The organism is Achromobacter deleyi (assembly GCF_013116765.2).
GTDB lineage: Bacteria > Pseudomonadota > Gammaproteobacteria > Burkholderiales > Burkholderiaceae_B > Achromobacter > Achromobacter deleyi_A.
Window position 1 is genome coordinate 2680393 of record NZ_CP074375.1, and the last position, 25165, is coordinate 2705557.

23 protein-coding genes and 1 pseudogene are annotated in these 25165 nt (G+C 65.0%); 13 read left to right on the top strand and 11 right to left on the bottom strand.

Going from position 1 to position 25165, the window contains the following annotated elements; translation table 11 throughout:
* Positions 1 to 38: 38 nt before the first annotated feature.
* From rplT to HLG70_RS12045, 4 genes are all read right to left on the bottom strand, one after another.
* The gene (rplT, locus tag HLG70_RS12030) at positions 39 to 398 is read right to left on the bottom strand and encodes a 50S ribosomal protein L20 (RefSeq protein WP_006218741.1); all 360 of its coding nucleotides are present in this window, start codon (positions 396 to 398) and stop codon (positions 39 to 41) included.
* A 17-nt stretch (positions 399 to 415) separates the two neighbouring features.
* Positions 416 to 613 carry a 50S ribosomal protein L35 gene (gene rpmI, locus HLG70_RS12035; RefSeq protein ID WP_006226956.1) on the bottom strand — a complete coding sequence of 66 codons (198 nt, stop codon included), beginning with the start codon at positions 611 to 613 and terminating at the stop codon, positions 416 to 418.
* A gap of 364 nt (positions 614 to 977) precedes the next feature.
* A complete protein-coding gene (locus HLG70_RS12040; protein ID WP_171664621.1) occupies positions 978 to 2504 on the bottom strand; it encodes a YifB family Mg chelatase-like AAA ATPase in 1527 nt (508 codons plus the stop codon).
* A 124-nt stretch (positions 2505 to 2628) separates the two neighbouring features.
* The gene (locus tag HLG70_RS12045; protein WP_054458252.1) at positions 2629 to 2880 is read right to left on the bottom strand and encodes an accessory factor UbiK family protein; all 252 of its coding nucleotides are present in this window, start codon (positions 2878 to 2880) and stop codon (positions 2629 to 2631) included.
* A gap of 616 nt (positions 2881 to 3496) precedes the next feature.
* Between HLG70_RS12045 and HLG70_RS12050 the strand changes: the two genes are divergently transcribed.
* Entirely contained in the window at positions 3497 to 3835 is a 339-nt protein-coding gene (locus HLG70_RS12050; protein WP_171664622.1) for a P-II family nitrogen regulator, read from the top strand.
* A 28-nt stretch (positions 3836 to 3863) separates the two neighbouring features.
* A complete protein-coding gene (gene amt / locus HLG70_RS12055; protein ID WP_171664623.1) occupies positions 3864 to 5102 on the top strand; it encodes an ammonium transporter in 1239 nt (412 codons plus the stop codon).
* A 95-nt stretch (positions 5103 to 5197) separates the two neighbouring features.
* Here the strand turns inward: amt and ptsP are convergent, their stop codons facing one another.
* The 6 genes from ptsP to thrS all read right to left on the bottom strand — a co-directional run bounded on the left by ptsP (position 5198) and on the right by thrS (position 11461).
* The gene (gene ptsP / locus HLG70_RS12060) at positions 5198 to 7075 is read right to left on the bottom strand and encodes a phosphoenolpyruvate--protein phosphotransferase (protein ID WP_284143641.1); all 1878 of its coding nucleotides are present in this window, start codon (positions 7073 to 7075) and stop codon (positions 5198 to 5200) included.
* A complete protein-coding gene (locus tag HLG70_RS12065; RefSeq protein ID WP_006387993.1) occupies positions 7011 to 7280 on the bottom strand; it encodes an HPr family phosphocarrier protein in 270 nt (89 codons plus the stop codon). The genes ptsP and HLG70_RS12065 overlap by 65 nt, the downstream gene beginning before the upstream one ends.
* A gap of 108 nt (positions 7281 to 7388) precedes the next feature.
* On the bottom strand, positions 7389 to 7790 hold the full coding sequence (locus HLG70_RS12070; RefSeq protein ID WP_171664625.1) for a PTS sugar transporter subunit IIA: 402 nt from the start codon (positions 7788 to 7790) through the stop codon (positions 7389 to 7391).
* Positions 7791 to 7808: 18 nt separating this feature from the next.
* Positions 7809 to 8780, bottom strand: coding sequence for a glutathione synthase (gshB, locus tag HLG70_RS12075; protein WP_171664626.1), 972 nt, complete (start codon positions 8778 to 8780; stop codon positions 7809 to 7811).
* 156 nt (positions 8781 to 8936) lie between these two features.
* Positions 8937 to 9488 (bottom strand): translation initiation factor IF-3, encoded by a 552-nt coding sequence (gene infC, locus HLG70_RS12080; RefSeq protein WP_171664684.1) that lies wholly within the window; start codon positions 9486 to 9488, stop codon positions 8937 to 8939.
* 20 nt (positions 9489 to 9508) lie between these two features.
* Positions 9509 to 11461: a threonine--tRNA ligase gene (thrS, locus tag HLG70_RS12085; RefSeq protein ID WP_171664627.1), complete on the bottom strand. Its 1953-nt coding sequence runs from the start codon at positions 11459 to 11461 to the stop codon at positions 9509 to 9511.
* A 551-nt stretch (positions 11462 to 12012) separates the two neighbouring features.
* On the opposite strand from thrS, the gene HLG70_RS12090 reads away from it, so the two are divergent.
* Positions 12013 to 12744 (top strand): response regulator transcription factor, encoded by a 732-nt coding sequence (locus HLG70_RS12090; protein WP_171664628.1) that lies wholly within the window; start codon positions 12013 to 12015, stop codon positions 12742 to 12744.
* Between the two features lie 42 nt (positions 12745 to 12786).
* Here HLG70_RS12090 and hemN read toward each other — a convergent pair whose 3' ends face one another.
* The gene (gene hemN, locus HLG70_RS12095) at positions 12787 to 14217 is read right to left on the bottom strand and encodes an oxygen-independent coproporphyrinogen III oxidase (RefSeq protein WP_171664629.1); all 1431 of its coding nucleotides are present in this window, start codon (positions 14215 to 14217) and stop codon (positions 12787 to 12789) included.
* Between the two features lie 156 nt (positions 14218 to 14373).
* Here hemN and HLG70_RS12100 point away from each other — a divergent pair, with 156 nt between their 5' ends.
* From HLG70_RS12100 to HLG70_RS12145, 10 genes and pseudogenes are all read left to right on the top strand, one after another.
* Complete coding sequence (locus tag HLG70_RS12100) at positions 14374 to 14640, top strand: hypothetical protein (RefSeq protein WP_171664630.1); 267 nt, start codon at positions 14374 to 14376, stop codon at positions 14638 to 14640.
* 186 nt (positions 14641 to 14826) lie between these two features.
* Positions 14827 to 15558, top strand: coding sequence for a FadR/GntR family transcriptional regulator (locus tag HLG70_RS12105; protein WP_171664631.1), 732 nt, complete (start codon positions 14827 to 14829; stop codon positions 15556 to 15558).
* A complete protein-coding gene (locus HLG70_RS12110) occupies positions 15555 to 16799 on the top strand; it encodes a Zn-dependent hydrolase (RefSeq protein ID WP_171664632.1) in 1245 nt (414 codons plus the stop codon). Before HLG70_RS12105 ends, HLG70_RS12110 begins: the two co-directional genes overlap by 4 nt.
* A gap of 24 nt (positions 16800 to 16823) precedes the next feature.
* A pseudogene (locus tag HLG70_RS12115) lies at positions 16824 to 18322 on the top strand (aldehyde dehydrogenase).
* A gap of 256 nt (positions 18323 to 18578) precedes the next feature.
* Positions 18579 to 20153, top strand: a complete 1575-nt coding sequence (locus tag HLG70_RS12120; protein ID WP_171664633.1) for an ABC transporter substrate-binding protein — start codon at positions 18579 to 18581, stop codon at positions 20151 to 20153.
* A 101-nt stretch (positions 20154 to 20254) separates the two neighbouring features.
* Positions 20255 to 21262 carry an ABC transporter permease gene (locus HLG70_RS12125; RefSeq protein ID WP_171664634.1) on the top strand — a complete coding sequence of 336 codons (1008 nt, stop codon included), beginning with the start codon at positions 20255 to 20257 and terminating at the stop codon, positions 21260 to 21262.
* Complete coding sequence (locus HLG70_RS12130) at positions 21259 to 22098, top strand: ABC transporter permease (protein WP_171664635.1); 840 nt, start codon at positions 21259 to 21261, stop codon at positions 22096 to 22098. Before HLG70_RS12125 ends, HLG70_RS12130 begins: the two co-directional genes overlap by 4 nt.
* 9 nt (positions 22099 to 22107) lie before the next feature.
* Positions 22108 to 23739 carry an ABC transporter ATP-binding protein gene (locus tag HLG70_RS12135; RefSeq protein ID WP_171664636.1) on the top strand — a complete coding sequence of 544 codons (1632 nt, stop codon included), beginning with the start codon at positions 22108 to 22110 and terminating at the stop codon, positions 23737 to 23739.
* Between the two features lie 39 nt (positions 23740 to 23778).
* Positions 23779 to 24084: a cupin domain-containing protein gene (locus HLG70_RS12140; protein ID WP_171664637.1), complete on the top strand. Its 306-nt coding sequence runs from the start codon at positions 23779 to 23781 to the stop codon at positions 24082 to 24084.
* Positions 24085 to 24086: 2 nt separating this feature from the next.
* A complete protein-coding gene (locus tag HLG70_RS12145; protein ID WP_171664638.1) occupies positions 24087 to 25151 on the top strand; it encodes a histone deacetylase family protein in 1065 nt (354 codons plus the stop codon).
* Positions 25152 to 25165 lie beyond the last annotated feature (14 nt).

Consider the following 25165-nt stretch of genomic DNA (forward strand, 5'->3'; position numbering starts at 1 on the left):
CCCGTTTGCAGCGATGCGCGATGAGTTAAAGCGCGCGATCAGGCAGCCAAGGCAGCCTTGGCTTGCTGCACGATGGCGGCGAAGCCGGCCTTGTCGCGCACGGCCAGATCGGCCAGGACCTTGCGGTCGAGTTCGATCGAAGCCTTCTTCAGGCCAGCGATGAACACGCTGTAGCTGACGCCATGCTCGCGGACGGCCGCGTTGATACGCGTGATCCACAGAGCGCGGAACGTGCGCTTCTTGTTACGACGGTCGCGGTAGGCGTATTGGCCAGCGCGCATGACTGCTTGCTTGGCAATACGGAACACATTACCGCGGCGGCCACGGTAACCCTTGGCGGCGGCAATGACTTTCTTGTGACGTGCGCGGGCAGTTACGCCGCGTTTGACGCGAGGCATAGTAGATCTCCCTTAGATCAAGCGAAAGGCATCATGGCCTTGACGGAGGCCACGTTGGATTCATGAACCGCCGCGGAGCCGCGCAATTGACGCTTGGCCTTGGTGGTCTTCTTGGTCAGGATGTGACGCTTAAACGCCTGACCACGCTTGATGGAGCCGCTGCCGCGAACCTTAAAGCGCTTCGACGCGCTTTTCTTGGTTTTCATCTTGGGCATGATGATTCCCTAAACTTAAACACTCGTTGTTGATTTACATGACGCCAGGTGCTTGACGCGTGGCGGCTGAAAGCCTCCGCGGCGGCAAAACTTGTAGACCTGTTGCCACTTCTTGGGGGTACTGCTTGGGGTACTGCTTGGGGTACTGCTTTGGGATACTGCTTGGGTACCGCTGCCCTGCGCCGCTGCTCTGCTCGCTGGCATCGCCAACTTGCCTACGCCATGCGCATGGTTCCTCCCGGGGAAGGCAAAAAAATGGCCCAGATCCGGGAAAGCCTTTGATTATATGGTGATTTCCTGCGCTTTGTCGAGTCGAAAGGCGCGAAAAGGGCAAGAGGACGCCGTGGCGCGCCCAGCCCAGGGATCATACTCCCGGCCGCCGGTACTGCACCGCCTGGGCGACATGCCGGGCGGCAAGCACGTCCTCGCCGTCAAGATCGGCGATCGTGCGCGCCACTCGCAGCGCGCGGTGCATGGCCCGGGCAGACCCCGCCAGCCGGCGCATGGCCTGCAGCAGCAGGGAGCGGGCGTCGCCATCCATGACGCAGAACCGATCCAGTTCCGCCCCGGCCAGACCGGCATTGGGCTTGCCCTGCCGCGCCTGCTGACGTTCACGGCAGCGCATTACACGCGCCCGGACGGGTTCCGACGCCTCGCCCGGCGGACCGTTCATGCATTCGGGGTCGGATGGCGGCAGAGCCACGTGCAGATCAATACGGTCCAGCAAGGGGCCGGAGACCTTGCCGACATAGCGTGCCACCTGGTCGGGCGTGCAGCCGCAGGCGCGCGCGGGATGGCCGCGCCAGCCGCAGGGGCAGGGATTCATGGCGGCGACCAGTTGGAACCGCGCCGGAAACTGCACGGTCTGCAAAGCCCGCGAGATGACCACCCTGCCCGCCTCCAGCGGTTCGCGCAGCGCTTCCAGCGTGCGACGGCTGAACTCAGGAAATTCATCCAGGAACAGCACCCCGTGATGCGCCAGGCTGATCTCGCCCGGGCGCGGCCGCCCGCCCCCGCCCACCAGGGCCGCCACGGAGGCCGAATGGTGCGGCGCCCGGAACGGCGGCTGGCCCATCAGCCCATCGGGCACACCGGCCATCGCCGCCACCGCCGCGGCCTCCAGCGCCTGGCTGCGCTCCAGCGGCGGCAACAGGCCCGGCAGGCGGGCGGCAAGCATGCTCTTGCCCGCGCCCGGCGGCCCCACCATCAGCAGGCTATGGCCGCCCGCCGCCGCCACTTCCAGGGCCCGCCGCGCGCCGGGCTGCCCCCGCACGTCCGACAGGCAGGGAACCGGCGCCGCCTCGGGCCAGGGCCTGGGCACCGCGTTTGGCAACAGGCAGACGCCGGCCGCATGGGCGGCGACATCAGCCAGGCTGCGAGCCGACAACACCCGCAAGCCCGGCACCCAGGCGGCCTGTTCGGCGCTGCCGGCGGGCAGGATCAGCGTGGCGTCGGGCGCGTCCCGGGCAACGCCCAACGCGATGACCAGCGGCGCGGCGACGGGCACCAGGGCTCCAGTCAAAGAGAGCTCGCCGGCCAGGACCAGTTGAACCAGCGCGGGATCGGGCGCGGCCTGCCCCGCAACGCCGTCGGCGGAAGCGGTCAACTGTCCGGAAGCCAGCAACAGCCCCAAAGCGATGGGCAGGTCGAACCGGCCCGATTCCTTGGGAATATCGGCGGGCGAAAGATTGACGGTGATGCGGCCGGCCGGAAACTCGAATCCGCTGTTGATGATTGCCGCCCTGACCCGCTCGCGGCTTTCCCTCACTTCGGTATCGGCCAGGCCGACCACATTGAAGCTGGGCAGGCCGGCCCCCAGATGCGTCTCGACGCGAACCGCATGGGCGTGCATGCCGCAGAGGGCCCTGCTGGCTAGAACGGCAAGCGTCAACGCGGTCTCCGAATGATTACGAGGCCCGCCAGTATCGGCAAAAAACAAACGGCCGCTGACGCGGCCGTGACAAAACCATCCAGCTCCGCGGCATCCTGTCGATGCGCGGCGCGGCTGGCGGCGCTTACTTGTCCAGGGCGGACAAGCGCGATTCCAGTTGCTGCACCTGAGCAGCCAGCTGATCCACGCGCGCGCGGGTTCGGGCAAGCAGATCGGCCTGGACGTCGAACTCTTCGCGCGTGACCAGATCCAGCTTGGAAAACGCTTGCGTCATCATTGCGCGCACATTGCGTTCCACATCCGCAGCCGGGCTGCGGGCGATCAGGTCGGAGATGTTCTTCTGGATGTCTTCCATCCATTGCGTGCGATTGTTCATAGCGGCCTCTCGGTGTTCTTGATGCCTCAAGTGTAGTGCGTCGGACCGACCCTTTTTGCCCCGGGGCGGCCGACCGGCAAAAAAAAGGGCGGGCCGCATGCGGTGACCGCCCATCAAAGCACAGGAGAAAACCGGGCTGCCGGAAGGCAACCCCCTACCAACATCGTTACGGATATTGATTCTTCTCGAGCCCACCCCGGCCAACAAGCTCATCCGTGTAAACCCCGGTATCACGATCCCACCCCAATTTGAGCCGTTTGCCGCGCGGAGCGCGGACGCACGAAACCATGCCTGTCGCCCTCACAGGCCCGGCCCGTAACGCTGTGCGCGGTGCGGGCCGGTATTGAATGGCGCCCTCGCGCGGACAACCGCCTGTACAAACCGCAACAGACGCCGCAGCAATTCGCTACAAATCCAGATCCTGAAACATGTTTCGTTGCATCCCTCACTTTTCCAGCGCCCCGCACCAAATTGAGGCCGACGCATGGTGCATGCCGCACCATGATGGTGCCTGCACGCACGATTGATGCGCGCTCTCCCCGCTTTTCGGGTGTAGCCCGACATGGCATGGAACTTGCTTGAATGACGGGGCGTGCAACCATGAGAGGGAAATGCCATGAAACTCATCATCGCCATCATCAAGCCCTTCAAGCTCGACGAAGTGCGGGTGGCTCTATCCGCGATCGGCGTCCAAGGCCTGACCGTTACCGAAGTAAAAGGATTTGGCCGCCAGAAAGGCCATACCGAGCTTTATCGCGGCGCCGAATACGCCGTCGACTTCCTGCCCAAGCTGCGGGTCGAAGCCGCAGTACCCGACCACCTTGTCGATCAGGTCATCGAAGCGATCGAACAAGCCGCCCGTACCGGGAAGATCGGCGACGGCAAGATCTTCGCCGCGCCCCTGGAACAAGTGATCCGTATCAGAACGGGTGAAGCTGGCGAAGCTGCGCTGTAAATAAATAAAGACTCAATGGAGTTTGAAAATGGATAAAGCAGATATCTCCTGGTTGCTCGTCTCTACCCTGCTTGTATTGATGATGGCCGTACCCGGTCTGGCGATGTTCTATGGCGGCCTGGTACGCAGCAAGAACGTGTTGTCCGTGCTGCTGCAAGTGCTGTGCACGTTCGTGCTGGGCCTGGTTCTCTGGTTCATCTATGGATATTCCCTCGCGTTCACCGAGGGCAACGCCTTCTTCGGCGGCCTGTCGCGCGCCTTCTTCTCTGGCATGTTCACACCGGCCGACGGCAAGTTCGCCATGTCGAACACGCTGACTGAACTGCTGTTCGCCTCCTTCCAGGCCACGTTCGCCGGCATTACCTGCGCGCTGGTCGTCGGCAGCTTCGCCGAACGCGCCCGCTTCTCCGCGGTCCTGGTGTTCACGGTGATCTGGTTCACGTTCGCCTACGTGCCGATTGCGCACATGGTGTGGTTCGCGTCCGAAACGGCGCCTGGCCTGCTCAACGCGCAAGGCGCGCTGGACTTCGCAGGCGGCACCGTGGTGCACATCAACGCCGGCGTGGCTGGCCTGGTGGGCGCCTATGTGGTCGGCAAGCGCGTGGGCTATGGCCGCGAAGCGATGCAGCCGCACAACCTGCCGATGACCTTCGTGGGCGCCGCCCTGCTGTGGGTGGGCTGGTTCGGCTTCAACGCAGGCTCGGCGCTGGCCGCCAACGAGAACGCCACCCTGGCCTTCTTCAACACGATGATCGCGACCGCGGGCGCCGTGCTGGCCTGGCTGTTCACCGAATGGGCCATCAAGGGCAAGCCCTCGATGCTGGGCGCCGCATCGGGCGCAATCGCCGGCCTGGTCGGCATCACCCCCGCGGCCGGCCTCGTCGGCCCCGTGGGCGCACTGATCATCGGCGTGATTGCCGGCGTGGTCTGCGTCTGGGGCGTGAACGGCCTGAAGCGCCTGCTGCGCGCCGATGACGCGCTGGACGTGTTTGGCATCCACGGCGTGGGCGGGATCGTGGGCGCACTGCTGACCGGCGTGTTCAATGCCCAGGTCTTCGGCGGCCCCGGCCTGGCCGAGCCCGGCATGATCGCCCACCAGCTGTGGGTCCAGCTCGAAGGCGTGCTGCTGACCATCGTCTGGTCCGGCGTGGTGGCCTGGATCGCCTACAAGATCGCCAACGCCCTGTGCGGCATGCGCGTGCCGGAAGACCAGGAGCGCGAAGGCCTGGACGTCACGAGCCACGGCGAATCGGCTTATCACAGCTAAGCAGCGGGATCCTGCCTCGTTGCCTCAGGGCGGCGGGGCAGGCGTGAAAAGAAAAGAGCCCTCGATGGGGCTCTTTTTTTATGCCGCGACGGGAGTCAGACCGGACCCAGCGCGTCCAGGTCCACGGGCAGCGCCCGGTTCAGCGCCGTCGCGACCTTGATCCGAAGGGCATTGGAATGCGCCCGGCGCACTTCGCGCTTCACGTCCAGCAACTGCTGCGGATGCATGGAGAATTCGGTCAGGCCCAGGCCCAACAGCAGCCGGGTCATGCGCGAGTCGCCCGCCATTTCACCGCAAACCGCGACGGGCTTGCCTGCCCGCTCGCCCGCGTTGATGGTGTTGGCCACCAGCCGCAGCACGGCGGGATGCAGCGGATCGTAGAGCGCCGCCACGTCATGGTCGCCGCGGTCGATTGCCAGGGTGTACTGGATCAGGTCATTGGTGCCGATGGACAGGAAATCCAGCGCCTGGGCGAAGGGCTCGATCGCAATGGCGATGGCGGGCACTTCGACCATCGCGCCCACTTCCATATGAGGAGCATAGGCCTGGCCCCGGGCGTCCAGTTCGCGCCGGGCGGCCTCGATGGCCACCTTGGTCGCCACGACCTCATGCATGTGGGCGATCATCGGAATCAAGAGGCGCACCGGCCCGTGGGCCGAGGCGCGCAGGATGGCCCGCAGCTGCGTCGCGAACATTTCCGGACGGGCCAGGCAATAACGGATGGCGCGCTGCCCCAGGGCGGGGTTGGTGGCCACCGTGGCTTCGCCGTCCAGCGTCTTGTCCGAGCCGATGTCCAGCGTGCGGATCGTGACAGGCCTGCCGGCCATCACCTTCACGACCGAGGCATACGCCTCGTATTGCTCTTCCTCGCCGGGCAGGTCCGCGCGCCCCATGAACAGGAACTCGCTGCGGAAGAGTCCGATGCCATGCGCGCCCGACGCCAACGCCAGCGCGGCCTCGTCCGGCAACTCGATATTGGCATGCAGGACGATGTCGATCCCGTCCAGGGTAATGGATGGTTCGTCGCGCAACAGGCTGAGTTCGGCGCGCTCGTCGGCGTAGACGGTCTGGCGGCGGCGGTATTCCTGGAGGATGCGGTCGGACGGATTGACCACCACCGCGCCGGCCGCGCCATCGATGATCAGCATATCGCCGTCGCGGACCAGCTCGCGCACGTTCCCCATGGCGACCACCGCGGGCACGCCCATGCTGCGCGCCACGATCGCGGTATGGGAGGTCGGGCCGCCCAGGTCGGTGACAAAGGCGGCAAAGCGCCCGCCCCGCAGGCGCAGCATGTCGGCCGGCGAGATATCGTGGGCCACGACCACCAGGGCATCATCGCCGCCCATGTGGGACATGTCGGGCAGGATCGCCGATGTGCCCACCAGGACGTGCAGCACCCGTTCGATGACCTGGCGCACGTCGGCGCCGCGCTCGCGGAGGTACTCGTCCTCCATGGCGTCGAACTGCTGCCCCAGGATCTGGCCCTGCGTCGTCAGCGCCCATTCGGCGTTGTAGTGGCGCTCGGCGATCAGGGCCAGCGTCTGTTCGGCAAGCAGCGGATCGCCCAGCAGGAGGCTGTGCACGTTCAGCATGGCGCCCAGCTCGCGCGGCGCGTCTGCCGGCAAGGTGTCGGCCAGTTGCAGCAGCTCTTGCTGCGCCGAGGCCAGGGCCTCGGTCAGCCGGGCGCTTTCCGCAGGCACGTCTTCGGGCGAAATGCGATAGTGCGCCACTTCCAGCGCCGCGGCGCCCATGACGACCGCGCGCCCGATTGCATATCCCTTGGCGACGCCTTTGCCATATAGACACACAACGGGGCTGGCAGAGCCAGCCCCGTTGTGACCGTCAGCAAGGGTCGCGGACGAACCGGCACGAGCTGCGCTCGGGCCGGCTGCTTCAGAAGAAATTCTATTCCTGCTCACCGAATTTGCTGTCGAACAGTGTTTCGATTTCAGAAAGGGCTTGCTCGGCATCGCTGCCCGAGGCTTCCAGCTTGACCGTCACCCCCAGGCCGGCCGCCAGCATCATGACTCCCATGATGCTCTTGGCGTTCACGCGCTGCGCGCCTCGTGAAATAAAGATCTCGCTGGAAAACTTGCTCGCAAGCTGCGTCAGCTTGGCAGCGGCCCGAGCGTGCAAACCCAGTTTATTGCTGATGACAATGTCTGTATTAGGCATAGGAAAGATTATGACCGCGGCCTACGCCGCAGTGTTGATCGCAGCAAATCGTCGAACCGCTCTTCGGCTTGAAATAATAGCCGACATAATAGGGCAAATTCCCGCCCGTCAGTCTACACGCAAGACGCCCTGCACCCCTCCGGCCAAGGCCTTCTCGCGCGTTTCGGCCAAAGGCAGGTTGCGGTAGGTCAGCGCCCTCAGCAGCATCGGCGTGTTCAGCCCGGCCAGCACGCAGCACTGGATGCCCTGGGCCTGGGCGTCCGCGACGGCGCGCTTTGAGATATTGGCGGGCGTGGCGCCGATCAGGTCTGTCAGCACCAGCACGCCGGCGCCGTGATCCTGCCCCAGGATGTCCTTCAGGACGTCTGGCGCCAGGTCGTCCGGCAGATCCTCGGGCTGGATATCGTGAACGGCCAGCATGCCGTCAAGGTTGCCCATGACGTGGCTGGCGCATTCGCGCATTGCCGCGCCCAGGGGCGCATGCACGACGATCACAATACCCGTGGTCATGACAGGGATCCTGAGAGATCAGGCCGCAACGGCGGTGGTCGCCACGGCTTTTTCAAGCGCCTGGACGAACATGCCTGCGACATCGAAACCGGTCTGTTCGGCAATTTCCACGAAACAGGTGGGGCTGGTGACATTGACTTCGGTGACGTAATCGCCAATGACGTCCAGGCCGACCAGCAGCAGGCCGCGGGCGGCCAGCTTGGGAGCCACGGCTTCGGCGATCTCGCGGTCTCGGGGAGACAGCTCCTGGGCCACGCCTCGTCCGCCGGCAGCCAGGTTGCCGCGCGTTTCACCGGCCAGCGGGATGCGGGCCAGCGAATACGGCACCGGCTCGCCGCCGATAAGAAGGATGCGCTTGTCGCCCTTGACGATATCGGGGATATAGCGCTGCGCCATGATGGTGCGCGCGCCATTGTCCGTCAGCGTCTCGAGGATGGCGTTCAGGTTCGGATCCTTGGGCTGCAGGCGGAACACGCCGGTGCCGCCCATGCCGTCCAGCGGCTTGACGATCACGTCGTGGTGCGTGTCGTGGAAGGCCCTCAGGCGTGCCATGTTGCGGGTTACCAGCGTGGGCGCGGTGAACTCGCTGATTTCGGTGATGGCCAGCTTTTCAGGATGGTTGCGGATGGCCGCGCCGCTGTTGAACACGCGGGCGCCCTGCGCCTCGGCGTATTCGAGCAGATGCGTGGAATAAACGTATTCCATGTCGAACGGCGGATCCTTGCGCATGACGACCGCGCCAAAGTCCGCCAGCGGCAGATCCCGGGCGGCGGACTCGCTCCACCATTCATGACCGTGCAGGTCGGCGTCCGCCACCAGCTCGATCGGCGTGGTCACGGCCTTGACCGTGCCGGCCTCGATGTAGAGGTCGCCCTGCATGGCCACGCTGAGCGTATGGCCGCGCGCCACCAGCGCGCGCATCATGGCGACAGAACTGTCCTTGTACGCCTTAAGCAGCGGCAAGGGATCCAAAACGAACAAAACATGCATCGCGACACCCTGAACGGACGCCGCCTCCCCTCGCGGGAAGGCGGCTTTGTGACATCGTAGCGCAGAGCCGCCCAATAAGCGAACCCGCCGGTCACGAGACGGACACGGCGGGTCGTAAGAGCGGCTAAGCCTCCCTGGAGAGGCTACGGCTGGAGCTCAGGCCGCCGATTCAGGCTTGCCCGCAGGCACAACCTTCTTCTTCGGCGCCAGCACCATGACCATCTGACGGCCTTCGAGCTTCGGCATGGCTTCGACCTGGGCAAGTTCCAGCAGATCGTCGCGCACACGTTCAAGCACCCGCATACCGAGTTCCTGGTGAGCCATTTCGCGGCCACGGAAGCGCAACGTCACCTTGGCCTTGTCGCCTTCCTCGAGGAAGCGGCGCAGATTGCGCAGCTTGACCTGATAGTCGCCCTCGTCGGTGGCCGGACGGAATTTGACTTCCTTGACCTGGATGACCTTCTGCTTGGAACGAGCTTCGGCTTGACGCTTCTGCTCTTGGTACTTGAATTTACCGTAGTCCATCAAACGGCAGACCGGCGGCTCGGCGTTCGGCGCGATTTCCACCAGATCCACGTCGCTTTGCTCGGAAAGACGGAATGCGTCGGCGATCTTGACGATGCCGAGCTGTTCCCCCTCCAGACCTATCAGGCGCACCTCGGGGACGCGGATTTCACCGTTGATGCGATTGGCTTTTTCAGTGGCGATGTTGAAAGCTCCTAGAAATGTTAAGCAGCACTGCTATCAGGTTGATTGACGTCGCGACGGGTGGCTACGTCCTCGGACAGTCGCGCGACGAACTCGTCGTATGCGATGGCGCCAAGGTCCAGTCCACCCAGTCCGCGTACGGCTACGGTGCCGTTTTGCTTCTCCTTGTCGCCGACGACAAGAATGTACGGCACCTTTTGCAGGCTGTGCTCCCGAATTTTACGAGTGATTTTTTCACCGCGCAAATCGGACTCTACTCTAAAGCCTTGTTTTTTCAGGCTTTGCGTGATTTCAGCCGCATAATCGGCCGAAGGTTCGGAAATGCAGCATACGACAGCCTGCACCGGAGCGAGCCAGGGAGGCATCGCGCCGGCGTGGTTTTCGATCAACATGCCGATAAACCGCTCCAGCGACCCGAGGATCGCGCGGTGCAGCATGACAGGCGGACGACGCTGGTCGTTCTGGTCCACGTACTCGGCGCCAAGGCGCACGGGCATGGAGAAGTCCACCTGGATCGTACCGCACTGCCAGTGGCGGCCGATGGCGTCCTTCAGGGTGTATTCCACCTTGGGGCCGTAAAAAGCGCCCTCGCCCGGCGAAACCTCGAATTCGCAGCCGGTGCGGCGCAGGCTTTCCATCAGGGCGGCTTCGGCCGTATCCCAGACTTCGTCCGAGCCGATACGCTTTTCAGGGCGCGTGGCGACCTTGTACAGGACTTCGGTAAAGCCGAAATCGCGGTAGACCTTCTGCAGCAGCGCCGTGAAATCGGCGCATTCGTCCTGAAGCTGGTCTTCGGTACAGAAAATGTGGCCATCGTCCTGGGTAAAGCCGCGCACGCGCATCATGCCGTGCAGCGAACCGGAGGGTTCGTTGCGGTGGCACTGGCCGAATTCGCCATAGCGCAGGGGCAGCTCACGATAGGAATGCAGGCCGGCGTTGAAGATCTGCACATGGCCCGGGCAGTTCATCGGCTTCAGGCCGTAGACGCGGTTCTCGGACTCCGTCGTGAACATGTTTTCACGATAGTTGTCCCAGTGGCCGGTCTTCTTCCAGAGCGAAATGTCGAGGATCTGCGGCGCCTTCACTTCCTGGTAGCCGTTGTCGCGGTAGACGGAGCGCATGTATTGCTCCACCTGCTGCCACAGCGCCCAGCCCTTGGGATGCCAGAAAATCAGGCCCGGCGCCTCGTCCTGGAAGTGGAACAGGCCCAGGTCGCGGCCAATCTTGCGATGGTCGCGGCGCTCTGCCTCTTCCAGCATGTGCAGGTAGGCTTCCTGCTCTTCCTTGGTGGCCCAGGCGGTGCCGTAGATGCGCTGGAGCATCTCGTTCTTGCTGTCGCCGCGCCAGTAGGCGCCCGCCACCTTCATCAGCTTGAAGACCTTCAGCTTGCCCGTGGACGGCACGTGCGGGCCGCGGCACAGGTCGATGAAGGCGCCTTCGCGGTACAGGCTGAGCGGTTCGTTGGACGGAATCGAGGCAATGATCTCGGCCTTGTACTTTTCGCCGATGCCCTTGAAGAACTCGACGGCGTCGTCGCGCGACCATTCTTCGCGCGTGACCACTTCGTCCTTCTTGGCCAGTTCGGCCATCTTCTTTTCGATGGCGGCCAGATCTTCGGGCGTGAAGGGGCGCTTGTACGAGAAATCGTAGTAGAAGCCGTTGTCGATCACCGGACCGATGGTGACCTGCGCATCCGGGAACAGCTCCTTGACGGCATAAGCCAGCAAGTGCGCGGTGGAGTGGCGGATCAGGTCCAGGCCGTCCGCATCCTTGGCGGTCACGATCGCCAGGCGGGCATCGCCCTCGATGCGGAAGCTGGTGTCGACCAGGCGGGATTCCGCGCCTTCGACCGTCACGCGGCCGCCCAAGGCGGCCTTCGCCAGGCCCGTACCGATCGATTGCGCCACTTCGGCGACCGTTACCGGCCCCGGATATTGGCGCTGCGAACCATCGGGCAATGTGATCTGTACCATCGGGAGTGCTTCCTGGGGTTCTTGGAACTGAAAAACGAAAAACGGAAACGAAAAACGCGGCTTGAGAGCCGCGTTCATTTGATTGTCTTGCTGAGTCCTACCGCTGACCTGACACGGTGAAACCCGACGCACGAAAAACTAACGCGACATAGGGCGAAAGTTCCGGGTCGTAGTTCGTGCCAGCGGGGAAAACATAGTATTTGGGCCTGTTGGTACACGCCCGAGGCGGCGCGGATCAAGATGCAACAAAAGCAGCTGCAACAAACGCAGTTGCAACAGCAGCAGCTGAATTTATCGTTGCCGATTGTAGCACCATTTGCGCCCTTTCCGTGGCGAAAGCGCGACATCCCAGAGGCCTCCGGCAGGGCCATCCCCACTTATCTGATAGGCCAAGGGTGCAACGGTCTGATTTTCTGTCGTTTCACGTCCGCACAGCCGTTCGAAAACGTAATCTGCCCTCGCAAATTTAGGACTAATCGGGGCATGCGCGGCGGATCCGTCCTCCGACGGCTCCGGTCGCCGATTTTCCCTCACCTGCTTGTGGAGCAACGATGAAGCCAGATTCAGAGCCAGCCAGCAAGACGCCCCCCGACACCGGCGGCGCCCCCGCCGACAGTCCAGGCACGCACCGGCACCTGCTGCTGTCGCGCCCGCCCCCGGTCATCCGGGTCGCCATCCTGGACGACCATCCGGTCGTGACGCTGGGCGTGGGCGCCTATCTGGAAAGCCGTCCAGGTTTTCAGCTCGTGCATCGGGAGACCTCGGCCCGGGCATTGCTGGAAAACCTGGCGCATTCGCCCTGTGATGTCGCGCTAGTCGATTTCTACCTGCCGCTGGAGCCCTGGGACGGCGTCAATTACCTGCGCAGGCTGCGCCGCTACTACCCCAACATGGCGATCATCACCTTCTCGGCGGGCAACCGGCTCGAGACCCAGTACGCGGCATACCGCGCGGGCGCGAACGGATATCTGGCCAAGCAATGGGGCATGATCCTGCTGCCGGACATGATCCGCGGGGTGATCAGCGCCAAGGCCCCGTTCCTGTCGGTGCACGAGGGCAAGATCCGCAGCCTGCTGCCGCCCGCTCCGCACGCGCTGCTGACAGCCTCGGAAGTGGAGATACTGCGCCACATCAGCCAGGGGCTGTCGGTGACGCAGATCGCAGCCCGGCTCGTGCGCAGCAAAAAGACCATCAGCACGCACAAGCGCCGCGCCATGCGGAAACTGCAACTGTCCGACGACCTGTCGCTGGCGCTGTATCTGCGCGAGAAATTCGCCGAGTGAGCGCATGACGCCGGACGGCGAGGCCCTGCCTCCGGCAAGGAATCAGATAATGCGGGAGTAGCTGGCGCCCGTGCTTACGGTATGCAGATAGCCGTCGAAGGCCATGGCCACTGCCCGCACGAAGTACCAGCCCAAGCCGGTCACCTGCAGCGCTCCCGGGCGAAGTTCGATCAGGCCCAGTTCGGCCAGACTTTCCATCTGGGCAAGCTCGCGGCTGAAGTAGTCTTCGAACCGCAGCCCATGGCGCGCCTCGATCCGTGCAAAATCCACGCGTCCCTGGCACATGATGTCCATGATGACTTCACGCCGCAGCAGATCGTCGGCATTCAACGCCAGGCCTCGCTCGACGGCGAATTGCCCGCCCTCGATCGCGGCGTAGTACTCGTCGAGCACTTTGGCATTCTGGCTGTAGGTGTTGCCGATGCGTCCAATGGCGGACACGCCAAGCGCGACCAGGTCGCGATCGGGCTGCGTGCTGTAGCCCTGGAAATTGCGGTGCAGCTCGCCACGCTGCTTGGCAATCGCCAGCGTGTCGCTGTTCAACGCGAAATGGTCCATGCCGATGTAGGTGTAGCCCTGCTTCAGGAAGCCCTGGATGGCTGCGCTGAGCAGGCCCACGCGCGTGGCGCGCTCGGGCAGATCCGCCTCGTTGATGCGCCGCTGGGGCTTGAACCGTTCAGGCAGGTGCGCGTAGGCGTAGAGCGCGATGCGGTCGGGCCGCAGCGCGATGACCTGCGCGATCGTGCGGGAAAAGGACTCCGCGGTCTGCAGGGGCAGGCCATAGATCAGGTCCACATTGATTGACGCGTAGCCCAGCGCCCGCGCGCTTTGCATCAGCGCGGACACGTCCTCGAAGGACTGCACGCGATGCACCGCCACCTGCACGCGCTTGTCGAAATCCTGGACGCCAAAGCTCAGGCGGTTAAAGCCCAGTTGTTGCAGGTAGGCCAGGCGCTCGGGGGTGGCGGTGCGCGGGTCCACTTCGATCGAGATCTCGGCATCCGGCTCGAAACGGAAAGCGCGCCGCAGATCTCCCATGAGGCGTGCCAGTTCCTCGTCGGACAGGAATGTCGGCGTGCCGCCGCCAAAATGCAGCTGCGACACAGGCACGCCCTGCCCCAGCTCCTGCACGTGCAGGGCGATCTCGCTCGCCAGGGCGTCCAGATAGCGGGCCGCGCGGCCATGATGGCGAGTCACCACCTTGTTACAGGCGCAGTAGTAGCAGACGGACTCGCAGAAGGGAATATGGACATAAAGCGACAGCGGCTCGGCCGGACTCGTCGCGCGCCGCTGCTGCAGCGCCAGCCGGTAGTCCTGTGCGCCAAAGCCGCCGTGGTATCGATCGGCTGTGGGATACGAGGTGTATCGCGGCCCATTCTTGTCCAGCCGCGCCAGCAACTGGGGGGGGAAAAACGGCTCGGCGATGGCGGGCGCCGGCGATTCTGGAGAGTGTGGGCGTAGAGCGGCTTGCATACCCTGGATTATTCGCCTGCGCCGGCCTGCCCACCTTGATCTTGCGCAAACCAGGACGGCTTCGCCTGCCCGCAAGCAAGGACGCGACGCTCCGTGCGCCAACCCATTCCGACCCTTAAAATGCCTGCATTCACGAAGCAAAACAAGGACATATCCATGGACACCGAATTGGACGGCCGCCTGCTGGCCCTGCGCCAGGCGCTGGCGATCGCCATCGCCCTATCCACCCGCAGCAGCCCGCAGGCCACCGACATGGCGCTGGAGCTGCTCGACGACCTGAAGGCAAACCTGGACAAAGCCCCGTCGGACAGCCCCTTCGAAAAGCCGGAATGGGTCGTGGGCGCCCATGATGAGCTGGACGGCATCGCGCGCCTGGTGCGCGCCTTCACGCAGACGCCCGACCCGGACGAAGACGCGCAATAAGAAGTGTCGCGGCCGCCTCCGGGCGGTCTGCCCCGATCCTTCCTAACTGGCCTGACCACCAGACGAAAAGAGGTGGAATCCCTCACATCGTTTTCCCTGAATCAGAGGAATTCCCCTTCTATTTCAACAGCAAGGTGCCTATATTTGTGGCCTGACCACTAGGCCACAATTCGCGCTAACCGCCCGATGAGCACCTTTCAAGCCGTTGCCGTCACCCGCCTGTATCGCATGATCGCCGACCAGATAGCCGGCCGGATCAGGGCGGGCGACTTCCCCCCCGGACGGCGGCTGCCCTCGGAAAGAGAACTGGCCGAGCAATTGCAGGTCAGCCGCGCGTCGATCCGCGAAGCCCTGATCGCGCTTGAGATCGAAGGCTATGTCGAGGTGCGCGTGGGCACGGGCGTGTTCGCCGCAAGCAAGGAAGGCGCCGTAATGGCGGCGGCATCCGGCTCGGCCGCGAATGCGGCGCAGGGCCAGGACGACATAGGCCCGTTCGACCTGCTGGAAGCCCGCTTGATGATAGAGCCCGAATGCGCCGGCATGGCCGCGCAGCAGGCGACTCCCGCCCAGCTCGCGGCGATCCGGGAGGCGCATGAAGGCATGTCCCTGACCGATTCCCCGGGCCGGCATGACCGCGAATTTCATAGCGCCATCGCCGCAGCTTGCGGCAATGCGGCGCTCGCGGCCACGGTCACGCATTTGTGGAACCTGACCCAATCCAGCTCGGTGTACCGCCGGATGCAGGATTACTTCGTCGACACCAAGGTGTGGGCAGCGGCCCATGCCGAACACCAACGCATCTTGACCGCCCTCCTGGCGCGCGACCCGATCCGTGCCCGCCATGCCATGCATGCGCACCTGCTCGGCATCCTGGCGCGGCTGCGGGAAGACTTCAACGAACACCGAGGCGACCCATGAATACTCCCCCTCTGTCCATCAACGGCAACCGGCTGTGGCAGTCCCTGATGGACCTGGCGCAGATCGGCGCCACGCCCAAGGGCGGCAATTGCCGGCTCGCATTGACCGCGCTGGACGGCCAGGGCCGCGATCTGGTCACGGGCTGGATGCGCGGCGCCGGCATGACGGTACGGGTGGACCAGGTGGGCAACATCTTCGCCCGCCGCGCCGGCCGCAACAACGACCTGCCGCCGGTCATGACGGGCAGCCATATCGACACCCAGCCCACGGGCGGGAAGTTCGACGGCTGCTACGGCGTGCTGGCGGGGCTTGAAGTCGTGCGCACGCTCAACGACGCGGACGTGCACACCGAAGCCCCGCTGGAGGTGGCCATCTGGACCAATGAAGAAGGCTCGCGCTTCGTGCCCGTCATGATGGGCTCGGGCGTATTCGCCGGTAAATTCCCGCTTGAAACCGCCCTCTCCGCGCGCGACGCGCAGGGGATCAGCGTGCGCGACGAGCTCCAGTCCATCGGCTACGCGGGCGCCGACCCGGTGGGCGGCCGGCCGGTAGACGCCTATTTCGAGGCGCACATCGAGCAGGGCCCGATCCTGGAGCACGAAGAGAAAACCATAGGCGTGGTGACCGGCTCGCTCGGCCTGCGCTGGTACGACATCACGGTGACCGGCATGGAAATGCATGCCGGCCCAACCCCCATGCCGATCCGCCGCGACGCCCTGTTCGCCGCCAGCTTCCTGCTGCAGGCCGTGGTCAACATCGCCAACTCCCATCAGCCCCACGGGCGGGGAACCGTGGGCGAGATCCATGCCCACCCCGGCTCGCGCAACGTCATCCCGGGGCAGGTCCGCTTCACCGCCGACCTGCGCCACGAGGACGAAGCGACGCTGACCCGCATGGACCAGGAGTGGCGCCGGGTTTGCGACGACATCGCGGTCGCGCATAACGTGCGGGTCGAGGTGAAGGACGTGCAGTACTTCCGCCCGACGCCGTTCGACACCGACCTGGTGGACAAGGTGCGCAAGGGGGCCGCCAGGCGCGGGCTGCCGGCGATGAACATCGTTACGGGCGCCGGACACGACGCCGTGTACATGGCCGCGGTCGCGCCCACGGCGATGATCTTCGTCCCCTGCAAGGACGGCATCAGCCACAACGAAATCGAAGATGCCCGGCCCGAGCACCTGGAAGCGGGCTGCAACGTACTGCTCGACGCCATGGTGGCGCGGGCCAACGACGCGCGCTAGCGCCCTTTCCCCAAGGTCATCGCCATGTCATTGCACACCCTTGAATACTGGCAGCAAAAGGCGGAAACGCTTGCCTGCGGGGCCAGGCCTATATCGACGGCGTCTACGCCCACGCGGCGGACGGCGCCACCTTCCCCGCGACCAGCCCGATCGACGGGCGCAAGCTGGCCGACGTGGCCGCCTGCGGCCAGGCCGATGTCGACCGCGCGGTTGCCGCGGCCCGCCGCGCCTTTGAAAGCGGCGTCTGGTCCGCGCTTGCCCCGCGCGAGCGCAAGGCCCGCATGCTGAGGCTGGCCGAGCTGATCTCCGAGCACACCGAGGAATTGGCGCTGATCGAAACGCTGGACATGGGCAAGCCCATCCGCGATGCGCTGGCGTTCGACCTGCCCGAAACCATCCAGACCTATGCCTGGTACGGCGAGGCCATCGACAAGATCTACGACGAGATCGCGCCCGCCGGCCCTGGCGTGCTCGCAACGGTCACGCGCGAGCCGGTGGGCGTGGTGGCGGCCGTCGTCCCCTGGAACTACCCCCTGCTCATGGCGGCCTGGAAGGTGGCGCCCGCGCTGGCCGCAGGCAACAGCGTCATCCTGAAACCCGCCGAACAATCCTCGTTGAGCGCGCTGCGGCTGGCGGCGCTGGCGCAAGCCGCGGGCATACCGGCGGGCGTCTTCAATGTGGTGCCGGGCACCGGCCCCGTGGCGGGCCGCGCGCTGGGCATGCACCCCGACGTGGACTGCCTGGCCTTCACCGGGTCCACCGCGACCGGCAAGCGCTTCATGAGCTACTCGGGCGAATCCAATCTGAAGCGCGTCTGGCTGGAATGCGGCGGCAAATCACCCCACATCATCTTCGAAGACTGCCCCGACCTGGACCGCGCCGCGCTGATCGCCGCGCTGGCCATCTTCTCGAACCAGGGAGAGGTCTGCATCGCCGGATCCCGCCTGTACGTCCACGACTCCATCTACGAATCGTTCATGGAGAAAGTGGCCGGGCATGCCGCGGCCATGAAGCCGGGCAACCCGCTGGACCCCGACACCACGCTGGGCGCCATGGTGGACGAACGGCAGACGCGTTCGGTCATGGCGCGCATCGAGGCCGGCGCAAGCGAAGGCGCAAGCCTGCGCATCGGCGGCCGCCAGGTCCGCGCCGACTCCGGCGGCTTCTACATCGAGCCCACCATCTTCGACTGCGTCGACGGCAACAGCGCGCTGGTGCGCGAAGAGATCTTCGGCCCCGTGCTGGCGGCTCAGCGCTTTCACACCGAGGACGAGGCCATCGCCCTGGCCAACGATTCCTCCTACGGTCTGGGCGCGGGCCTGTGGACCGCGAACCTGGGGCGGGCGCACCGCCTTTCGCGCCGTCTGCGCGCGGGCCTGGTCTGGGTCAACACCTATGCCGCCGGCGACATCACCGTGCCGTTCGGCGGAGTCAAGCAATCCGGTTTCGGGCGGGACAAGTCGCTGCACGCGCTGGACAAGTACAGCGACCTGAAAACCACGTGGATCGACATCACCGTGTAGCCGCCCCGCTGTCCGTCCCTGCCCGAAGTCTTCCGGGGCCCGACGATCCGCGGCGTGGCGGGCGCCCCATGCACCGCCGATTTCGCCGCATTGGTGCGCGGCGCCTTACCCAGCACCTAGACGAAGCATTGTTGCAGCTGCTCCACCCGCAGTACCCCCGAGAAATACAGGTGGCACGAGGTTTGCTTATTCATGCACGGCATCCGCCGCGCGCAAGCGGCCGCCTGTCAGACCCTTTCCAGCCCGGAGGCTCGCAGTGAAATCGAAAAAATGGTTCTCCCTAAGCATCGGCGCCTTGGTCCTTGCGGCCGCGCTGCCCGCCACGCAAGCCTTGGCCCAGACCAAGGGCGGCACGTTGAACATGATTGTTCAGCCCGAACCGCCCGTGATCGTCACCGCCATCAACCAGCAGGGCCCGACGCAGTTCGTCGCGGGAAAAATCTACGAAAGCCTGCTGACCTACTCCACCGACCTCAAGCCGCAGCCCGGCCTGGCCAAATCCTGGGAAGCCTCCGCCGACGGCCTGACCTATACCTTCCATCTGCAGGACAACGTGAAGTGGCATGACGGCAAGCCCTTCACTTCCGAAGATGTGGTGTTCTCGCTGGCGGACATGCTGCCCAAGACCCATGCGCGCGCCCGCGTCATCCTGAACAAGTTTGTCGACTCGGTGCAGGCCCCCGACGCCAAGACGGTAGTCATCAAGCTGAAGTCGCCGTTCCCCGCCTTCATGCTGATGTTCGAACCGGGCTTTGCGCCGATGATGCCCAAGCACCTCTACGCGGGCACCGACTACATGACCAATCCGGCCAACCAGAAGCCCGTCGGCACGGGGCCTTTCATGTTCAAGGAATGGAAGCGCGGCGAATACATCAAGCTCACCCGCAATCCCGAATACTGGAAGCCGGGCATGCCTTACCTGGACGAACTGGTATTCAACGTGATTCCCGACTCGGCCTCGCGCGCCGTGGCGTTCGAGCGCGGCAGCGTGGACGTGCTGCGCGGCGGCGACGTGGACAACGTCGATATCAAGCGGCTGCGCGCGCTGCCCAAGGTGGAATACACCACGGCCGGCTGGGAAATGTTCTCGCCGCAGGCCTATCTGATCTTCAACATGCGCAAGCCGCCGTTCGACAACCTGAAGGTGCGCCAGGCGGTCATGGCGGCCATGAACCGCAACATGGTGGTCAACAACATTTTCTTCGGCCTGGGCAAGGTGTCGACCAGCCCCTTCGTTACCACCGAGATGTTCTACGACAAGAACATGCCGGCCATGTCGTTCGACATGAAAAAGGCGCGCGCCCTGATCAAGGAATCGGGCATCAAGCCCGAGGACTACACGATCCGCCAGCTCAGCTTCCCCTACGGCTCGACCTGGGACCGCCTGGGCGAATACACCAAGCAGGCGCTCGAACAGCTTGGCTTCAAGGTCAACCTCGAATCCACCGATGCGGGCGGCTGGGCCAGCCGCACCGGCAACTGGGACTTCGACCTGACGACCAACTTCACCTACCAGTACGGCGACCCTGCGCTGGGCGTGCAGCGGCTGTATATCTCGTCGAACATCGTCAAGGGCTCGCCTTTCGCCAACGTGCAGGGCTACAGCAACCCCGAGACCGACAAGCAGTGGGAAGCCGCCGCCTCCGAAGTCGACCCCGCGAAGCGCCAGGAGCTCTACAGCAAGATCCAGACGACCCTGGTCAACGACGTGGCCAACGGCTTCATGGTGGACATGGAGTTCCCCACGCTGTATCGCGCCAACGTGAAGAACCTGGTCAAGACGGCCATCGGCTTGAACGAGTCGTTCGACGACGTCTACATCGAGAAGTAAGCACGGCACGACGCCGCCGCGGATGTTCCCGCGGCGGCGGATCCTGGCCGCGCGCCGGACCCGCATGAAGACTCCGCGCCCGTCCTGAGGGGACCCCGAGCATGAAATTCCTGTCTTTCCTTCTGTCCCGCATCGGCAAGGCCCTGGTGGTCGTGCTGGGCGTCGTGATCATCAATTTCTTCCTGATCCGCCTGGCCCCCGGCGATCCCGCCGCGGTGCTGGCGGGCCAGGCTGGCGCGGGCGATGCCGCCTACGTGGAACAGCTGCGGGTGGCCTTCGGCCTGGACAAGCCCATCCTGACGCAGCTGATGCTGTATCTGAAGGGCGTGGTCCAGCTGGACCTGGGCTTTTCCTATCGCAACCATGTCCCCGTGCTGGACCTGATCGTGGAACGGCTGCCGGCCACGTTCCTGCTGATGTCCTGCGCCTTCGTGTTTTCCATCGTGCTGGGCGTCTTCCTGGGCGTCGTGGCCGCCAAGGCGCGCTACCGCAACAAGCGCCGCTGGATCGACAGCTCGGTGATGACTGGCGCCTTGCTGCTTTATGCGACGCCGCTCTTCTGGCTGTCGCTGATGGGCATCCTGCTGTTCTCGGTGGTGCTGGGATGGCTGCCCGCCTTCGGCATGGAAACCGTGGGCGCGGGGCTGACCGGCTGGGCGCGCGCCGGCGACATCGCCCAGCACCTGATCCTGCCCACCGTCACCCTGGGCTGCTTCTTCATGGCCGTCTACGTGCGCCTGACCCGCGCGTCGATGCTGGAAGTGATCGGCATGGACTTCGTAAAGACGGCGCGCGCCAAAGGCGTGAGCCCCAGCCGGGTGATCCGCGCCCATGTGCTGCGCAATGCGCTGCTTCCCGTCATCACGTTCGCCGGCATCCAGCTGGGCCAGATGGCGGGCGGCGCGGTACTGACCGAAACCGTGTTCGCCTGGCCGGGCATCGGCCGGCTGATGTTCGACGCCCTGCTGCAGCGCGACTACCAGTTGCTGCTGGGGATCTTCCTGGTCACCTCCATCATGGTGGTGGTCTTCAACCTGCTGACCGATGTGCTTTACCGCCTGATCGATCCGCGCATCGGCGCGGGTGCGCAGCAAGGAGCCTCCGCATGAAATCATTCGCCCAACGTTACATGCGCAACTACGGGGCGGTTGCCGGCCTGATCATCATGCTGATCGTGGTCGTCGTGGCCCTGGCGGCTCCGCTGCTGTATGAAGAATCCCCTTGGATGATGGTGGCCGATCCGCTGATCCGCCCCTTCACCAATGCCGACTATCCCTTTGGCACCGACATGCTGGGCCGCGACATCACGGCCGGGCTGGTCTGGGGCGCGCGGGTGTCGCTGATGGTGGGCCTGCTGTCGACCGCCGTGGCGCTGCTGTTCGGCATCCTGGTGGGCTCGGTCGCAGGCTATTGCGGCGGGCGCGTGGACGATGCGCTGATGCGCTTCACCGAGTTCTTCCAGACCATTCCCCAGCTGGCCATGGCCGTGGTCCTGGTCGCCATCCTGAGCCCCTCGGTGTATTCCATCATGGGCGCCATCGCCGTGGTGTCCTGGCCGCCGGCGGCGCGCCTGGTGCGTTCGGAGTTCATGACACTCAAGCAGCGCGAGTTCGTGCAGGCGGCCATCGTGATCGGCCAGACTCCGGCCCGCATCGTCGGCACGCAGATCCTGCCCAACGCCATGTCGCCCATCATCGTGTCGGCCTCCTTCATGGTGGCGACCGCCATCCTGACGGAATCGTCCCTGTCCTTCCTGGGGCTGGGCGACCGCAACCTGATGAGCTGGGGCTTCATGATCGGCGCGGCGCGCACCATGATCCGCGAAGCCTGGTGGATGAGCGTCTGGCCCGGCGTGGCCATCCTTCTGACCGTACTGGCCATCAACCTGATCGGCGAAGGCCTGAATGATGCCCTCAACCCCCAGCTGCGCAAGCGCGGCGAATAGGAGGCCGGCATGAAAGACACCCCGCCCCTGCTGTCCATCCAGAACCTCAGCATCGCGCTGCCCAAGGGAGGCGACCGGCCCTACGCGGTGCAGGATGTGTCATACGACATCCGCGCCGGCGAGATCCTGTGCATCGTCGGCGAGTCCGGCTCGGGCAAGTCCATGAGCGCGAACGCCATCATGGGCCTCCTGCCCGACTACCTGACGCCGCAGCAGGGCCGCATCCTGTTCCGCGGCCAGGACTTGCTCCGGCAGGACGAACCCACCCTGCAAGCCATGCGCGGCAAGGACATGGCGATGATCTTCCAGGAGCCTCTTTCGGCCCTGAATCCGCTGATGACGGTTGGCGAGCAGATCAGCGAAGTGATGCGCGTGCACGACGCCTATCCCGGCGCCGATCGCATGAAACGCACGCTCGAGCTGCTGGCCTTCGTGGGGCTGCCCGACCCCGCCACGCTCTACCACGTCTACCCCTTCCGCCTGTCCGGTGGCCAGCGCCAGCGCGTGATGATCGCGATGGCGCTGGCGCTGGAACCCGCGCTGCTGATCGCCGACGAGCCGACCACCGCGCTGGATGTCACCACCCAGGCGCAGATCCTGGCGCTGATCGCCCGCATCCAGAAAGAGAAAGGCATGGGCGTGATGTTCGTCACCCACGACTTCGGCGTGGTGGCGGAAATCGCGCACCGGGTCGCGGTCATGGAGAAAGGCATCCTGGTGGAACAGGGTCCGGCGGACGAAGTGCTCAACCGCCCCCGCCATCCCTACACCCAGCGCCTGATCGCGGCGGTGCCGCACCGCCGCCGGGAGGAACGCGTCGCCACCGGGGACGACAGACCGGTGCTGGAAGTGAAGGACCTGAAGAAGACCTACGTGATCGGCCACGGCTGGCTGGGCGGCAAGCGCGAAGTCCACGCGGTGGATGGCGTGAGCTTTTCCGTGCGCCGCGGCGAGACGCTGGGCATCGTGGGCGAATCCGGCTCGGGCAAGTCGACCATCGGCAAATGCCTGCTCAAGCTGGTGGGCATCAATGGGGGCCAGCTGCTCTTCAATGGCCAGGACATCGCCACCCTGTCCGAGTCGCGCTTCCGGCCCATGCGCCATGACATCCAGATGATCTTCCAGGATCCGTTCGCCTCGCTCAATCCGCGCCACACCGTGGGCCGCATCATCAGCGACGGCCCCGTCGCCAACGGCGTCCCGCGCGCCCAGGCCGAAGCGCGGGTGCGCGAATTGCTGTCGCTGGTGGGCCTGGACCCGTCCGCATTCGACCGCTATCCCAACCAGTTCTCAGGCGGGCAGCGCCAGCGCATCGGCATCGCGCGCGCCCTGGCGCTGGAGCCCAAGGTGCTGGTGGCCGACGAATCGGTATCGGCGCTGGATGTTTCAGTGCAGGCGCAGGTGCTGCAATTGCTGCATGATCTGCAGCAGCGCCTGAAGATCGCGCTGGTATTCATCACCCACGACCTGCGCGTGGCGGCGCAGATCTGCAACTCGGTGCTGGTCATGCACCGCGGCAAGGTGGTCGAATACGGATCGCCCGCGCAGATCTTCGACAACCCGCAGCATGCCTATACCCGGCAGCTGATTGCCGCGGTGCCGGGCCAGCACTGGGACCCGACCAAGACGCAGGCGGCCTGAGCCCGCCGGACAACATCATCGAACCAAGGAGAGAACCGCATGCAACGCCCCGCCGCCGTCCCTACCGTGCAGATCGACAATGACCTGGTCACCGTCACCGAGTGGCGCTTTCCGCCCGGCGGGGAAACGGGCTGGCACCGCCACGGCATGAACTACGTGGTGGTTCCGCAAACCACCGGTCCGCTGCTGCTGGACACGCCCGACGGCCAGGTGAGCAGCCAGCTCACGACCGGCGTGGCCTACTACCGGCCGGTCGGCGTCGAACACAACGTCATCAACCCGGGCGACACTGAATTCGTGTTCGTCGAAATCGAACTCAAACACGCCCAGGGCCAGCGAGGATAACCATGAAGGCGTTTTTCTCGGAAGAACAGTTGCTGCATTCCCCCCAGCAGTTCATGCGGCTGGGACGCATCAGCGCCCCCACCGACCTGCCGTCGCGCGCCGAAAGCCTGCAAAGCGCGCTGGCCGCCAGAGGGATCAAGGTGGAAGCGCCCGCCGACTACGGCCGCAAGCCGCTGGAGCACATCCACAGCCAGGATTACCTGGATTACCTGGAGACCGCCTATGCGCGCTGGCAGGCCATGAAGGCGCCCGGCGTGGATCCCGGTCCGGAAGTGCTGCCCAACCTGTCGCCCTACTACAACGGCAGGGTCGAACAGGCCGGGCGCGGGCCCTGCCCGTCGTCGTCCATCGTGGCGCAGACCGGCTACTACCTGAGCGACCTGTCCTGCCCCATCGGGCCGCAGACCTGGCGTTCGGCGCTGAGGTCCACCCACAGCGCCGTGGCCGCCGCGGACCATGTCGCCAACACCCGGGGCATGGCCTATGCGCTGTGCCGGCCTTCGGGCCACCATGCCCACCGCGACCGCGCGGGCGGCTTCTGCTATCTGAACAGCAGCGCCGCCGCGGCCAGCCGGCTGCTGCAAACCTGGTCCAGGGTCGCGGTGCTGGACGTGGACGCGCATCACGGCGACGGCACGCAAAACATCTTCTATCAGCGCCCGGACGTGATGACCGTGTCGCTGCACGCCGATCCTGGCGGCTACTACCCCTTCTACACGGGCTACGCGCACGAGCGCGGACACGGCGCGGGCGAAGGCTACAACCTGAACCTGCCTCTGCCCCACGGATCCGGCAACGAGGCCTTCCTGCACGCCTTGGACACCGCGCTGGCGGCGCTGGCCGGCTATGCGCCCCAGGCGCTGGTGCTGGCCCTGGGCTTCGACACCTACAAGGACGATCCCATCAGCGTGTTGAAGCTGGATATCGGCGCGTACCGCGACATCGGCGCGCGCGTTGCCAGCCTGGGCGTCCCCACCGTGGTCGTGCAGGAAGGCGGCTACATGGTCCAGGCCATCGGCCCGGCGCTGGACGCGTTCATCCAGGGCATGGGCCATGCCGCTGCCTGAAGGAAGCGCCGCCC